Origin of the sequence: Mesorhizobium sp. WSM3873, assembly GCF_001672445.1 — a bacterium.
In the GTDB taxonomy this organism is placed as follows: domain Bacteria; phylum Pseudomonadota; class Alphaproteobacteria; order Rhizobiales; family Rhizobiaceae; genus Mesorhizobium.
Window position 1 is genome coordinate 297,542 of sequence record NZ_LYTM01000023.1, and the last position, 13,937, is coordinate 311,478.

A 13,937-nucleotide genomic window follows, 5' to 3' on the forward strand; every position below is an offset into this window, starting at 1 on the left:
CAGCCGCCTCGTGAACTCAATCCATCGGTCTCAGTGGGCTTCGATTACCGCGCCGCTCGAGGCCCAGACATAGATCGCGGTGAACAGGAACAGCCAGACCACGTCGACGAAATGCCAGTACCAGGCGGCCGCCTCGAAGCCGAAATGCTGCTTCGGGGTGAAATCGCCCCGCATCGCCCGGATCAGGCAGACGAGCAGGAAGATGGTGCCGATGATGACGTGGAAGCCGTGGAAGCCGGTCGCCATGAAGAAGGTGGCGCCGTAGATCGAGTCCTTGAAGCCGAACGGAGCGTGCATGTACTCGTAGGCCTGCACCATGGTGAACAGCATGCCGAGGCCGACGGTCAGGATCAGGCCGTTGATCAGGCCCTTGCGGTCGCCGTGCAGCAGCGAGTGGTGCGCCCAGGTCACCGTCGTGCCCGACAGAAGCAGGATGATGGTGTTGTAGAGCGGCAGGTGGAAGGGATCGAGAACCTCCAGACCTTTTGGCGGCCAAACGCCGCCCGTGAAAGTGGTGCGGGCATATTGCGCGGCCTCGCCCGGGAATAGGCTGGCGTCGAAGAAGGCCCAGAACCAGGCGACGAAGAACATCACCTCGGAGGCGATGAACATGATCATGCCGTAGCGCAGGTGCAGCGAAACGACGCGCGTGTGGTGGCCCTCATGCGCTTCCTTGATGGTGTCCGACCACCAGGCGAACATCGTGTAGAGCACGATGATCAGGCCGATGAAAAACAGCCACGGATTGGCGATGTTGTGGCCGAAGATTGGGAAGCTGCCGGCCTTCAGATACTGCATAAGGCAAACGCCGCCGACGGCCGTGACCAATGCGCCGATCGAGCCCAGGAAAGGCCAAGGGCTGGGATTGACGAGATGGTAGTCGTGGTTCGGTTTTGCGTGCGCGTCTGCCATATCAACCCCCGAGGCTTGCTTCGGAATCTGGAACTTTGTTGCTGCTGCGAGCGGCCGGCGCGGACGACGCGATTGGCTGCTTCTTTTCGACCGGGAACATGGTGTAGGACAGGGTGATGGTCTTCAAGTCCTTCAGTTCCGGCACGTTGACGATGTCTGGATCGACATAGAACACGACCGGCATGTCCAGCGTCTCACCGGGCTTGAGCGTCGTGTCGGTGAAGCAGAAGCACTCCACCTTGTTGAAATAGGCGCCGGCCATTTCCGGCTGCACATTGAAGGAGGCGCGTCCGGTGATGGGGCGATCGAACTTGTTGGTGGCGCTGTAATGCGCCTGCGTGGTCTCGCCGATCTTGATCGTCACCGAGCGCGCGACGGGCTCGAACTGCCACGGAATGCCATTGGTGTTGGCGTCGAAGCGGATGGTGATGTCGCGGTCGAGCACGCGACCGGCATATTGCTTCTCGGCGCGCTGCGTCGTGCCGCCATAGCCGGTGACCTGGCAGAACATCTTGTAGAGCGGGACCGCCGCATAGGCCATGCCGACCATGCCAGTGAAGAAAGCAAGGCAGACCGCCACGACGATGCGGTTGCTGTTCTTCCCGATGGGTCCGGTCTCGCCGCTCATCGCCGCCTCACATCAAATTCGTCGGTATCAGGCCGGAGGCATGGTGGCCGAAGCGCACGATGGTGGCGATGTAGAAGATGATGACGAGCGCGGCCAGCGCGACGCCGATGGCAACGGAGCGGCTGCGCCGCGCCTTCCGCTGGCGTTCGGTCAAGGTGACCAGTTCGAGGTTCTTGTCGGCCACGATCATACTCCCCCCATGACGAGGGCACGCCCGACCACGCTGTCGACGAGATAGGCGGCAAAGATTGCGAAGAGATAGAGCAGCGAAAAGCCGAACAGCGCCTTGGCCGGCTTCATCGCGCGGTCGGCATCGCTCATGCCCAGCACCTTCCAGGCATACCAGACGAAGCCCAGGCCGAGCAGAACGGAGACCGCGCCATAGGCGGCGGTGGTGTAGCCGAGCAGCCATGGCAAGACGCCGACCGGCGCCAGGATCAGCGCGTAGGCAAAGATCTGGCGGCGGGTCGAGGCGTGTCCGGCGACGTTCGGCATCATCGGAATGCCGGCGCGGGCGTAGTCGTCCGACTTGAACAGCGCCAGCGCCCAGAAATGCGGCGGAGTCCAAAGGAAAATGATCAGGAAAAGAATCAGGCTTTCGAGGCTGACCGATCCGGTCACCGCCGCCCAGCCGATCACCGGCGGGATGGCGCCGGCGGCGCCGCCGATGACGATGTTCTGCGGCGTCCAGCGCTTCAGCCACATCGTGTAGATGACGGCGTAGAAGAAGATGGTGAAGGCAAGAAGCGCCGCCGACAGCCAGTTGATGAGCACGCCCAGCGTCATCACCGACAGCGCGGAGAGCACGAGGCCGAAGCTCAGCGCCTCACCCGGCGTGACGCGCCCGGCCGGCACCGGACGGCTCGCTGTCCTGGTCATCACCGCGTCGATATCGGCGTCGTACCACATGTTGAGAGCGCCCGAGGCGCCGGCGCCGATGGCAATCGCCAGGATCGCGATCACCGCCAGCAGCGGATTGATGGCGACCGGCGCCGCGACCATGCCGACAAAGGCCGTGAAGACGACCAGCGACATCACGCGCGGCTTGAGGAGGGCGAAGAAATCGCCCGCGGTGGCTTCCGACATGCGAAAGCCAACTTCCTCCATCAATTTGTGGTCGGCAAGGGCCATGCGTACTTAAAGTCCATCATTCCGTTGGCCAGGACCGCCGGGCGAGCCGGCGGTCCTGTATCTGCGGCCTTACTTGATCTTCGGCAGCTGTTCCCACTGGTGGAACGGCGGCGGCGAGGGCAGCTGCCATTCGAGCGTGGTGGCACCCTCGCCCCACGGATTGGCGCCCGCGACGCGCTTCTTCTGGAAGGCCTCGAACACGCCATAGAGGAAGATCGCAACGCCGACGGCGGCGATGTAGGAGCCGTAGGACGAGATCATGTTCCAGCCGGCAAACGCATCCGGATAGTCGACAGTGCGGCGCGGCATGCCAGCAAGGCCGAGGAAGTGCTGCGGGAAGAAGATCAGGTTGACGCCGACGAAGGTGACCCAGAAGTGGGTGTTGGCGATCACCGGCGAGTACATGTAGCCGGTCATCTTCGGGAACCAGTAGTACCAGCCGGCGAAGATGGCGAACACGGCGCCCAGCGACAGCACGTAGTGGAAGTGGGCGATCACGAAATAGGTGTCATGCAGCGAGCGGTCGAGGCCGGCATTTGCCAGCTGAACGCCGGTGACGCCACCGATCGTGAACAGGAAGATGAAGCCCAGCGCCCACAGCATCGGCGGCTTGAAGGAGATCGAGCCGCCCCACATCGTGGCGATCCAGGAGAAGATCTTCACGCCCGTCGGAACCGCGATGACCATGGTGGCGAACACGAAATAGCGCTGCGTGTCGAGCGACAGGCCGGTCGTGTACATGTGGTGCGCCCAGACGATGAAGCCCACGGCGCCGATCGCGACCATGGCGTAGGCCATGCCGAGATAGCCGAAGACCGGCTTCTTCGAGAAGGTCGAGACGATGTGGCTAACGATGCCGAAGCCCGGCAGGATCAGGATGTACACCTCGGGATGGCCGAAGAACCAGAACAGGTGCTGGAAGAGCAGCGGGTCGCCGCCCTGGTCCGGCACGAAGAAGGCGGTGCCGAAGTTGCGATCGGTGAGCAGCATGGTGATGGCGCCCGCCAGAACCGGCAGCGACAAGAGCAGCAGGAAGGCCGTGATCAGCACCGCCCAGGCGAACAGCGGCATCTTGTGCATGGTCATGCCAGGCGCGCGCATGTTGAAGATGGTGGTGATGAAATTGATCGCACCGAGAATCGACGAGGCGCCGGCGATGTGGAGCGACAGAATCGCAAGGTCCATTGCGGGGCCCGGCTGGCCGGATGTCGAGAGCGGCGGATAGATCGTCCAGCCGCCGCCGACGCCGAAGGCGCCGGGCGCGCTCGGTACGAACATCGAGCCGAGCAGCAGGAGGAAGGCCGGCGGCAGCAGCCAGAAGGAGATGTTGTTCATGCGCGGGAAGGCCATGTCCGGCGCGCCGATCATGATCGGCACCATCCAGTTGGCGAAGCCGCCGATGAGCGCCGGCATCACCATGAAGAAGATCATGATCAGGCCGTGCGCGGCGCCGAAGGCATTGTACATGCTCTTGCCGCCGTCGATGGCGGCATCACCCTGCATGCCGTAGACCATCTGCGCCAGACCGCTGAAGATCTGGATGCCCGGCTCCTGCAGCTCCATGCGGATGGCGACCGAAAGCGCGCCGCCGATAATCCCGGCCATGATCGCGAAGATCAGGTAGAGCGTGCCGATGTCCTTGTGGTTGGTCGAGTAGACCCAGCGGACCCAGCCATGCGGCCTGTGGTCGTGGTGGTCGTGAGCTGCAGCCTCTGCCATATTCCGCTCCGTTCCCTAATTCTTGCTAACCCGCGGCGTCAGTTGCCGGCGGCCGCTACCTTGTTGGTACCATCGATCTCGGCCATCAGCGCCTTGTTGGCGGCGGGCACGTCGGTCTTGGCCGTCTCCAGCCAGGTCTTGAACTGCGCGTCGGAGACGACGCGAACCGCGATCGGCATAAAGGCGTGATCCTTGCCGCAGAGCTGCGAGCACTGGCCGTAATAGAGGCCTTCCTTCTCCGCCTTGAACCAGGTCTCGTTGGTGCGGCCGGGCACGGCATCCATCTTGATGCCGAAGGACGGCACGGCGAAGGAGTGGATGACGTCGGTGGCGGTGATCAGCACGCGAGTCATGGTGTTGACCGGCACCACCAGCTCATTGTCGACGGCGAGCAGGCGCGGATAGAGGTTGCGGTCTTCCTTGCCGGCCTTGGCGCGGTCACCGTCCTGAAGGATCGCCGAGTTGAAGGAGAAGCTCTTGTCGACCTGGTATTCGTAGTCCCAATTCCATTGGTTCCCGGTCGCCTTGACGGTCAGCTTGGCTTCTTCCGGCGGGGTATACTGCGCGGTGAGCAGTTGGAACGAGGGGATGGCGATGAGCAGCAGCACGATGACCGGGCCGACGGTCCAGATCACCTCGATCAGCGTGTTGTGGCTGGTCCGGGAAGGAACCGGGTTGGCGCTCGCGCGGAACCGCAGGATGACATAGGCGAGCAGGACCAGCACCAGCAGGGTGATGACCACGATGAATACGAAGGTGTAGTTTCCGAACCATTCGATTTGCCGCATCATGTCGGTCGCAGGCGCCTGGAAGGCGGTTTCCCATGGCCGCGGCTGATCCGCATAGGCGGATGCGCTGGAGAGGAGCGTGCCCGCGGCCGCAGCACCTGCCAGAAGTCTGGCGCTTGCCATGAATTTTCTCATCGCCCTCTCGTCTCCCACTTCCTGCAATCGGATCGCACCAATAACGAACGACGCCGGGATGGGGAATCCCGGTCTGTCCCTAAGGTGGTTCAAACCATACTCTATTTCCCTCCGCAAGGAAGGAGCGGGCGAAACCGTGCGGCATTTTTGCGCGCAGCCCGAAGGGCATCCCCGACCATCGCCGCCCCCGCGCCGGGTGGTCGCAATTCGGGCGAATTTGCTCTGGAAAAGCGCGTAATTGCCGGTATCTCGGCGGGCTGGCGACGGTCTCGTCCTTTACTTGGCCTTGGCGCAGCTTAAAGTGCCGTGATTCGCAATGGAGCCGTTATGACTTCCTGGCTTTCGAGACCCTTGGCGAAGGTTATCTTCCTTGCCGCCTCGCTTAGCGCCAGCGTGGCGAACGCCGCGCCGCCGCAGACCGCGGCGCCGCCCAGCGGCACGGTCAAGTCGACGCATGGCGCGTGGTCGATCATCTGCGACACGCCGGCCGGCGCGACCTCCGAGCAATGCGTGATGATGCAGAACGTCGTCGCCGAGGACCGTCCGGAGATGGGGCTTTCCGTCGTGGTGCTGCGCACCGCCGACAACAAGGCGGAGATCCTGCGGGTGCTGGCACCGCTCGGCGTGCTCCTGCCCAACGGGCTCGGCCTCAATGTCGACGGCAAGGACATCGGCCGCGCCTATTTCGTGCGCTGCTTCCAGGACGGCTGCTACGCGGAAGTGATCCTCGAGAAGCCACTGCTCGACACGCTGAAGAACGGCACGTCGGCCACCTTCATCGTGTTCCAGACGCCGGAGGAAGGCATCGGCATTCCGGTCGATCTGAAGGGATTCGCCGAAGGCTTCTCGGCTCTGCCCTAAGTCCAGCGGCGGCAACGCGGCCGCCAGTCGGCTCGGGGCGATGACGATCGCGTGTGAAGGCCGGCGATTGTCTTGACCTCACTTCGCCCCTACATCGGGGGAATGCGAAACCGCCAGCGGACAGCCCTGCCATGAACAGCCTGATCGGCCAATTCGACATTTCCGACGACCGCGTCAAAGAGATCGTCGCCGATACCATCAAAGGCGCCGACGACGGCGAACTGTTCCTCGAATACAGCGAGAACGAAGCGCTGATGTTCGACAACGGCCGGCTGAAGACGGCGAATTTCAACACCGACCAGGGTTTCGGGCTGCGCGCCGTCGCCGGCGAGGCGAGCGGCTATGCCCATTCGAGCGACCTGTCGGAAGCCTCGCTGCTGCGCGCCGCCGATGCCGTCTCCGCGGTCAAGGGCGGCTATTCCGGAATGCTTGCCGCAGCGCCCGCGCGCACCAATCGCCACCTTTACGGCGACGAGAATCCCATCCCCTCGCCCAGTTTCGAGGCCAAGGCGAAGCTGTTGCAGGAGATCGACGCCTGGCTGCGCGCCGCCGATCCGCGCGTGCGCCAGGTGACGGCTTCGCTCGCCGCCTCGTGGCAGCATGTCGAGATCGTGCGCGGCGACGGCCAGGTGGTGCGCGATATCCGCCCGCTGGTCAGGATGAACGTCTCGGTGGTGGTCGGCGATGGCGACCGCCAGGAGAGCGGCTCCTACGGAATGGGCGGCCGCAAGAGCTTTGGCGAGTTCCTCACCGAGGAGAGTTGGAAGCACGCCGCGCGCGAGGCGCTGCGACAGGCGCTGGTCAATCTCGAGGCCGTTCCGGCGCCGGCAGGCACATTCGACATCGTGCTTTCCAGCGGCTGGCCGGGCGTGATGCTGCACGAGGCTGTCGGCCATGGCCTCGAGGGCGACTTCAACCGCAAGAAAACATCCGCCTTCGCCGGCCTGATGGGCAGCCAAGTAGCGGCAAAGGGCGTCACCGTCGTCGATGACGGCACCATCGCCGAGCGGCGCGGCTCGCTTACCGTGGACGACGAAGGCACGCCTTCGGCGCGCAATGTGCTGATCGAGGACGGCAAGCTGGTCGGCTACATGCAGGACCGCCAGAATGCGCGGCTGATGGGCATGAAGGCGACCGGCAACGGCCGGCGCGAAGGCTATGCCCACCAGCCGATGCCGCGCATGACCAACACCTACATGACCTCGGGCGATACCGCGCCGGAAGAGATCATCGCCACGGTCAAGAACGGCATCTATGCCGTCTCTTTCGGCGGCGGACAGGTCGACATCACCTCAGGCAAGTTCGTGTTCGGCTGCACCGAGGCCTACATGATCGAGGACGGCAAGGTGACGCAGCCGATCAAGGGCGCAATGCTGATCGGCAACGGGCCCGACGCCATGCACCGCGTCACCATGGTCGGCAACGACATGAAACTCGACAACGGCATCGGCATGTGCGGCAAGGCCGGACAGGGCGTGCCGGTCGGGGTCGGCCAGCCGCATCTGAGGATGAACCAGATGACGGTGGGCGGCACCAGGGTTTGAGCACGCTCAATCCGGCAGGTTTGAATAGCACTCCGCCGCTTGAGTATCTTACCTGTGTCTTACATGGGGTAAGCTTGCGATGGCTGGTGCCGAAAAACTCATAACCACCGTCTCGACCAAGGGACAAGTGATCCTCCCCAGCGCGATCCGGAAACGGAGGGACTGGGGTGCCGGCACACGTCTGCAGGTCGAAGACACACCAGACGGTGTTCTTCTGAAGCAAGTGCCGGCCTTCACCCCGACGCGACCGGAAGACGTGGTTGGCCTGCTGCCGCACCGCGGCAAGCAGAAGACGCTTGAAGAGATGAACGAAGCGCGGCGGCGCCATGCTCGCAATTGATCCCAACCTTGTCGTCAGATACCTGACGAACGACCATCCTGAACGGTCACCTCGATCCGGCCGGAAAGCTCACACCTAGCTACCCGCCGGAGCGCGAACACAATCGTGTTAGCAGATTATTAATTGTTCAATTGCTTTGGCCGACGCTTCCGACTTAACTATCAGCAGTCTTCTCGTTGCGGTGGTGTTGGCAGTGCTGCGTTCCCCTGGCGTCCTGACCTCTTCATTCCTCCTTGGCCTTTGCTCATTGATCGGTGTGACGTCGCTTTGCGTCGACACGGCGGCGGCGCAGTCGACATTGTTCAAGCGGCCATCGAGTCCGGTCGACCTGCGCTCCGCCGCAGTGGGAGGACGTACCAGCGTCCCTTATGGCTGGATCGATTTCTGCCACCGCCGGCCGAAAGAGTGCAAAGTGCCTGCCCTGCAGCCGGCGAACGTCAAGCTGACCGCGCAGAACATGCGAACCCTCAAGCGCATAAACCAGAAGGCGAACCGCGCCATCAAGCCCGTCAGCAACTTTGATCACTGGGGCACGATGATGGACCACTGGGACTATCCGGTGGACGGCAAGGGCGACTGCAAGATCTACGCGCTCTACAAGCGCAAGCTTCTCATGGAAGCGGGATTTCCCCGCCAGGCGCTGCTGATGACGGTGGTGCGCGACCTGAACAACGAAGGCCACACCATCCTGACCGTGAAGACCGACAAGGGCGATCTCGTGCTCGACAATCTGGTCGACGAAGTCCGGCCCTGGAACGCGACCGGCTATTATTTCCTGAAGCGCCAGTCGCAGCAGAACCCGAATATTTGGGTATCGATCAATCAGCGCGGCGGCACGCCGAAAACCTGACGGATGCCGCCAGGCTCAACCGAGCGGCCTCGACAGCCGATACGCGCAGACCGGCGCCTCTGCCTTGCACGTTCATGGCCGAAAAATCGGCTCGCAAAGATAAGGCGCAGCCTCGACCGCGCCAACCTACTGGTTGCAGGCCGGCTCGCCCTGCTGTCCGCAAGAGAGCTTCTTCTTGGGCTGCGGCTTCTCTCGGGGGACACTCCGCTCTTGCATCCGCGGCCTCGGCTGCGAACGCAATTCCGGGCGAGGCTCCGATCTCTGCCGCCGCAGCACTTGCTCGTTAGGCCTTTCCTGCCTGAACTGGCGCTGCGCATTCTGGTTCGGCCTGTTGACCTTGAAGTTGCGCTGGACGGTGACATCCCGGCCGGCGGAACCTTCTTCGCTCTGCAGCCGGCGCACCGTCCTGCGTCTGTCGTTCCCGCTGGCCGAGCCCTGATTCTCGTCGGAGAACACGGTCGGATTGTTCCTCCTGAGCCGCTTCTGCACGGCCGGTCTATTGTCGGTTGGCCCAGCACTAACGCTCGGCAGTCTGCGGAACTTCTTGCTCTTGGCCGAGCCCTGGTTGTCACCGGAGAACACGTCGGGATTGTTCTTTCTGAGCCGCTCGCGCACGCTCGGCCGGTTCTCGGCCGGCATCCGGTTGACGGTAGGCAGCTTGCGGACCTTCCTGCCCTTGTCGCTCGCGGCGGCCGAACCTTGATCGTTCGGTTCGACCACGGACTGGCCTGCGGACAAATCCTTGCGCGTCAGCTTCCTCGGCTTGCCACCGCTCCGTTCGGATAAAGCCTTGGGACTGTTCTGCCTGAACTTCTCCCGCGCGCTCTGCCCGTTGTCGGCCGGCATGCCGTTGACGGCGGGCAGGTTGCGGAGCTTTTTACCCCTCTTCCGATCCGTGTCCTGCTTCCCGGTCCTGTCGGGACCGGCATTTCCCGTCGCCTCTTGGTTGCCGCCCGAGACGCCTTGCCTGCCGCGTTGCCTCTTCAACTTGTTGCCGGGCAAGTTCTGGCCGTCGAGCGCCGGCTTGCCGTTGACCAGCGGCAGCCTCTTGCCATCGGCTCCGGGCAAAGCGTGATCGGTTGAGAGCTTGCCGGTTCTGGACGAGGTCTCCGGCGAGGTGTCAGGCTGCTGGCGCTGGATAACACTCTGACCAGGCTTCGGCGGCAGGGCGCCCTGTTGCTGCTGATCGGATGTGGCCTGACGGAGCTTGGCCGCCCTCTTCTGCAGAAGCGGCGGCAGGGGAACCTTGGCCGCCAGCGCATCGGCGCGGCCACCAACGGCGCCTTCCATCGTCTTCTGGGCCGTACGGCGGTCAAGCTGAACACCGGCGCTCGGCTGCGCGGCCCGATCGATGGTCTCGTTTTTGATCGTCGTGTTGATGGTGTTGATGACCGTCGTGTTGTGGATGTTGTTGAAGATGATGGCGTTCGGCGGCGGCACGACGTGGCGCGGCGGGTTGATGAATACGGGGATCGGCACGAATACCGGCGTCGGCAGGATGAAGACGTCGACCGGCGGCGGAGGTGGCGGAAGCACGATGAAATCCGGCGGCGGCGGCGGCAGGAAGATCACCGTGATCGGCGGCGGCGGTTCGAAGTCGAAATCGGGATCGTCGAAATAGAGCACCGGACGGTCGATATAGATGATTTCCTCCTCCGGCGGCGGCGGCAAATCATACTCATAGACGGTGAACTCCTCCGGCGGCTCCAGGGCAGCGTCGAAATGTTCGAGCCGCCGTCGTGCGTCCCAGGCATGCGGACCACGCGGATAGCGCCGCAGATAAGACCAGTAGGCTTCCGGCGTGTCCTCCAGCCAGGTCTCGCGCCAGGTGATCGCCTCGCGCCGCGCAGCGACAATGCCGCGCACGCGCTTAGCCATCGGATCGTGTGGATAGGCGACGAGGAAATCCTCGTAGCCGCGCATCGTGTCGCGGTCGAGAGCCGCGATATAAGCGTCACGAGCGTCGAAATCCTGGATCGCCCTGGTCCGATTGGAGCGGGATTCGGCCTCCGAAACCTTGGGCGCGGGCGCGTCCGCGGCACGGTCGAAGAAGACGAAAGGCGCGGTGATCTTCGAGGCATGCCACGGAACTTCCGCGCCTTGCGTCATCTCGTTGACGCGCAGCCGCGTGCGGTCGAACACCTCGTCAAGCGACAACCCGCCCTCGCGTATCATTTCGGCGAGCGCCTGAGCATAGGCGCCGTAAGGGCCCTTGCCTTCCGGCGCGACCGTTCCCGGAGCCGCGTTGAACGCAATCAGCATGTTCGGGTCGGGATCGACAAGCGCGAGACCACCGGCCAGGGGCTGGCTCATCTTCGGGAAGGCATCAGGCCGCGCCGCGTCGAGCACGACGATGTTTACCTTCGTCGACAATCCGGCCAACGACCTGGTGACATCGGAGAGCCGCATTGCCTGAAGCGGCACGTCGGCTGGACTGGCGATCTGGGCATCGACTGGAAGGAAGTAGTTCTCCCCCTCGAACTGCACGCCGTAGCCGGCAAGATAGACGAAGACGACCGCATCGGGACCGGCGGCGGAAACCTTGCCGAGAAAATCGCGCAGCGCGCCGCGCAGCGAGTCCTGATCGACATCGCGCGCGCCGACCACGTCGAACCCTGCCGCCTGCAAGGTCTGCGCGATCAGGCCGGCGTCATTGGCGGCAGTCGCGAGCTCGCCGGACTGATAGGCGCCGTTGCCGATGACGAAGGCGAGACGTTTTTGCTCTTGCGCGAGCGCACCGGTCGCGGACGCGGCGCCAAAAGCGATGAGAACGATGAGGCTGAGGAATTTTAGAAGCGTCTGCATGGCAATGCGCTGTCCGTTATCCGCCATCCGCCAGCCGCTTATTTCAGTAACGCCGAAAGAGCAGGAATGTTTCCCTAACAGCGCAAAACTAAGACCTCCAAGAAGGCGGCTTTAGGGCGCAAATTTCGGAAAAGAGAGGCTTCAAGTTTCTTGCGAACCGGCTCTCGCGGACTACCGGCGCCGCTTCGGCTTCTCCAGCAGCGCGACGGCCTCGACATGCGGCGACCACAGGAACTGGTCGATCGGCGTCACGCTCTTCAGTTGATAGCCGCCGTCGATGAGGATGCGCAGATCCCGCGCCAGCGTCGTCGGATTGCAGGAGACGGCCGCGACCAGCGGCACGTCTGAGCGGGCGATCTGCTTGGACTGATCCTCCGCGCCGGCGCGCGGTGGATCGAAGACGAGGCCGTCGAAGCCGCTCAACTCCTTGAAGGTCAGCGGCCTGCGGAAGAGGTCGCGACGCTCGCTGGTCACGCGCTTCAAGCCGCTGGCGAAGCGGGAGGCACGGTCGAGCGCGGCAAGCGCCGGGGCGTCTCCCTCCACGGCGTGGACCTCCGACTTCGCCGCCAGCCGGAGCGCGAAGCTGCCGCAGCCGGCGAACAGGTCGGCGACCTTCTTGGCACGCGACAGGTGCTGGCAGACGAGACCGGCCATCGTCTGCTCGGCGGCCTCCGTCGCCTGAAGAAAGGCGCCGGGCGGCAGGGCGACGGCGACCGAGCCGAACTGCACCACCGGCTTCTTCGGCTCCACGATCACCTCGCCGTCTATCGAAAGCCTCGCCAAGCCCGCGGCCATCACGAAATTGGAAGCGATGCGGCGCTGGTTTTCGCCGAGCTTGCCCGCGTCATGGACGGCGACATCGAGGCCGGACGCCGTGGCGGTGACGGTCATGTGGAAGGCTTTCGGCGTCGCGCAGACCAGTCCTGCCAGCCTTCGCAAAGGATCGAGCGCATCAACGATTGCCGGCAATGAGATCGGGCATTCCTCGATAGGAATGATCTCGGAGGAGAGCGCGCGCACGAAGCCGAGCAGCATGCCGGCCTCGGTGCGCCGAGCGCTAAAGACGACGCGCCGGCGCGTGTGCGGTGCGCAAGGCACCAGCGCGTCGATCTGACCAGCGATGCCCTTGATCTTGAGCGCCTGCACCACCCGTTCGCGTTTCCACTGCCGGTAGCCGTCGGCCTCGAAATGCTGCAACGCGCAGCCGCCGCATTCGGTGAAGTGTCGGCAGGGCGGATCAACCCTAAGCGGTGAAGCCTCAACAACCGACATCAGCGTCGCGCGGTCCTTCTGGCGCGCGGCGGTGACCGTCTCGCCAGGCAGCGTGAACGGGATGAAGACCTCGCCGCCATCGGCACCGGCGATGCCGTCGCCCTGCGAACCGAGCCTTGTGATGGTGAAGCGCGCGCTCATGGCGATACCGCGTCCTTGATCGCGGCGAGAAGGAACTCGCGGTTGCCGTCGCCGCCCTCGATCGGCGATGGATGCAGCCCAAGCACGCGCCAGCCCGGCATGCCGGCAAGCCAGTCGCGCAAACCGGCGGCGATGCGCTCGGCATCGCTCGGGTCCTTGAGCAGCCCGCCCTTGCCGATCGCCTCGCGCCCCGCCTCGAATTGCGGCTTGACGAGAACCAGCGCCCTGGCGCCCTCGCCCGCCAAGGCCAGCGCCGGCGGCAGCGCCAGCTTCAGCGAGATGAAGCTGACATCACAGACCAGGAAATCCGGAACGCGGTCGCCAAGATCAGCGGCGGTCAGGTCCCGCGCATTCAGCCCTTCAATGACCGTGACCCGCCGATCGGCGGCAATTTCGGGGTGCATCTGGCCGTGACCGACATCGATCGCCGTGACATGGGTAGCACCACGCTCGAGCAGCACCTGGGTGAAGCCGCCGGTCGAGGCGCCTATATCGAGCGCCTCATGCCCAGAGGGATCGAGGCCGAAATGGTCGAGGCCGGCAATCAGCTTCAGCGCCGCGCGCGACACATAGGCCTGCGCCGGATCGTCGACGGCAACGACGCAGTGTGGCGCCACGGGCTGACCCGGCTTGCGGGCGGCTGCGCCGTCGACGGTGACGGTGCCGCGTTCGATCGCGTCGCGGGCGCGGGAACGGCTGGCGAACAGGCCACGTGCGACGAGCAGTTCGTCGAGACGCGGACGCGCGCTGGCGGGCAGAGTGGAACTCATCGGCCTTCATTGGCGAAAGCCGGCGGCGAAGGCAATGGCAG

13 protein-coding genes are annotated in these 13,937 nt (G+C 64.0%); 4 read left to right on the forward strand and 9 right to left on the reverse strand.

The window, feature by feature from the left end; genetic code table 11:
* Positions 1-30: 30 nt before the first annotated feature.
* The 6 genes from A9K71_RS17080 to coxB all read right to left on the reverse strand — a co-directional run bounded on the left by A9K71_RS17080 (position 31) and on the right by coxB (position 5,301).
* Entirely contained in the window at positions 31-912 is an 882-nt protein-coding gene (locus A9K71_RS17080; protein WP_066998007.1) for a cytochrome c oxidase subunit 3, read from the reverse strand.
* 1 nt (position 913) lies between these two features.
* Positions 914-1,540 carry a cytochrome c oxidase assembly protein gene (locus tag A9K71_RS17085; RefSeq protein WP_066998010.1) on the reverse strand — a complete coding sequence of 209 codons (627 nt, stop codon included), beginning with the start codon at positions 1,538-1,540 and terminating at the stop codon, positions 914-916.
* A gap of 7 nt (positions 1,541-1,547) precedes the next feature.
* A complete protein-coding gene (locus tag A9K71_RS17090) occupies positions 1,548-1,730 on the reverse strand; it encodes a hypothetical protein (RefSeq protein ID WP_066998013.1) in 183 nt (60 codons plus the stop codon).
* Entirely contained in the window at positions 1,727-2,671 is a 945-nt protein-coding gene (locus tag A9K71_RS17095) for a heme o synthase (protein WP_066998016.1), read from the reverse strand. Before A9K71_RS17095 ends, A9K71_RS17090 begins: the two co-directional genes overlap by 4 nt.
* A gap of 69 nt (positions 2,672-2,740) precedes the next feature.
* The gene (ctaD, locus tag A9K71_RS17100; RefSeq protein WP_066998019.1) at positions 2,741-4,390 is read right to left on the reverse strand and encodes a cytochrome c oxidase subunit I; all 1,650 of its coding nucleotides are present in this window, start codon (positions 4,388-4,390) and stop codon (positions 2,741-2,743) included.
* 38 nt (positions 4,391-4,428) lie between these two features.
* On the reverse strand, positions 4,429-5,301 hold the full coding sequence (gene coxB / locus A9K71_RS17105; RefSeq protein ID WP_245299655.1) for a cytochrome c oxidase subunit II: 873 nt from the start codon (positions 5,299-5,301) through the stop codon (positions 4,429-4,431).
* A 339-nt stretch (positions 5,302-5,640) separates the two neighbouring features.
* Here coxB and A9K71_RS17110 point away from each other — a divergent pair, with 339 nt between their 5' ends.
* The 4 genes from A9K71_RS17110 (at position 5,641) to A9K71_RS17125 (ending at position 8,908) form a co-directional block, all read left to right on the forward strand.
* Complete coding sequence (locus tag A9K71_RS17110) at positions 5,641-6,174, forward strand: invasion associated locus B family protein (protein ID WP_066998026.1); 534 nt, start codon at positions 5,641-5,643, stop codon at positions 6,172-6,174.
* 131 nt (positions 6,175-6,305) lie between these two features.
* On the forward strand, positions 6,306-7,718 hold the full coding sequence (tldD, locus tag A9K71_RS17115) for a metalloprotease TldD (RefSeq protein WP_066998029.1): 1,413 nt from the start codon (positions 6,306-6,308) through the stop codon (positions 7,716-7,718).
* Between the two features lie 79 nt (positions 7,719-7,797).
* Positions 7,798-8,058, forward strand: coding sequence for an AbrB/MazE/SpoVT family DNA-binding domain-containing protein (locus A9K71_RS17120; protein WP_066998031.1), 261 nt, complete (start codon positions 7,798-7,800; stop codon positions 8,056-8,058).
* A gap of 256 nt (positions 8,059-8,314) precedes the next feature.
* On the forward strand, positions 8,315-8,908 hold the full coding sequence (locus tag A9K71_RS17125) for a transglutaminase-like cysteine peptidase (RefSeq protein ID WP_245299657.1): 594 nt from the start codon (positions 8,315-8,317) through the stop codon (positions 8,906-8,908).
* Between the two features lie 126 nt (positions 8,909-9,034).
* Here the strand turns inward: A9K71_RS17125 and A9K71_RS17130 are convergent, their stop codons facing one another.
* The 3 genes from A9K71_RS17130 to A9K71_RS17140 form a co-directional block, all read right to left on the reverse strand.
* Positions 9,035-11,713 carry a caspase domain-containing protein gene (locus A9K71_RS17130; RefSeq protein WP_066998034.1) on the reverse strand — a complete coding sequence of 893 codons (2,679 nt, stop codon included), beginning with the start codon at positions 11,711-11,713 and terminating at the stop codon, positions 9,035-9,037.
* Between the two features lie 171 nt (positions 11,714-11,884).
* Positions 11,885-13,126, reverse strand: coding sequence for a class I SAM-dependent RNA methyltransferase (locus A9K71_RS17135; RefSeq protein WP_066998036.1), 1,242 nt, complete (start codon positions 13,124-13,126; stop codon positions 11,885-11,887).
* A complete protein-coding gene (locus A9K71_RS17140; protein ID WP_066998038.1) occupies positions 13,123-13,896 on the reverse strand; it encodes a TlyA family RNA methyltransferase in 774 nt (257 codons plus the stop codon). The genes A9K71_RS17135 and A9K71_RS17140 overlap by 4 nt, the downstream gene beginning before the upstream one ends.
* Positions 13,897-13,937: the final 41 nt, after the last annotated feature.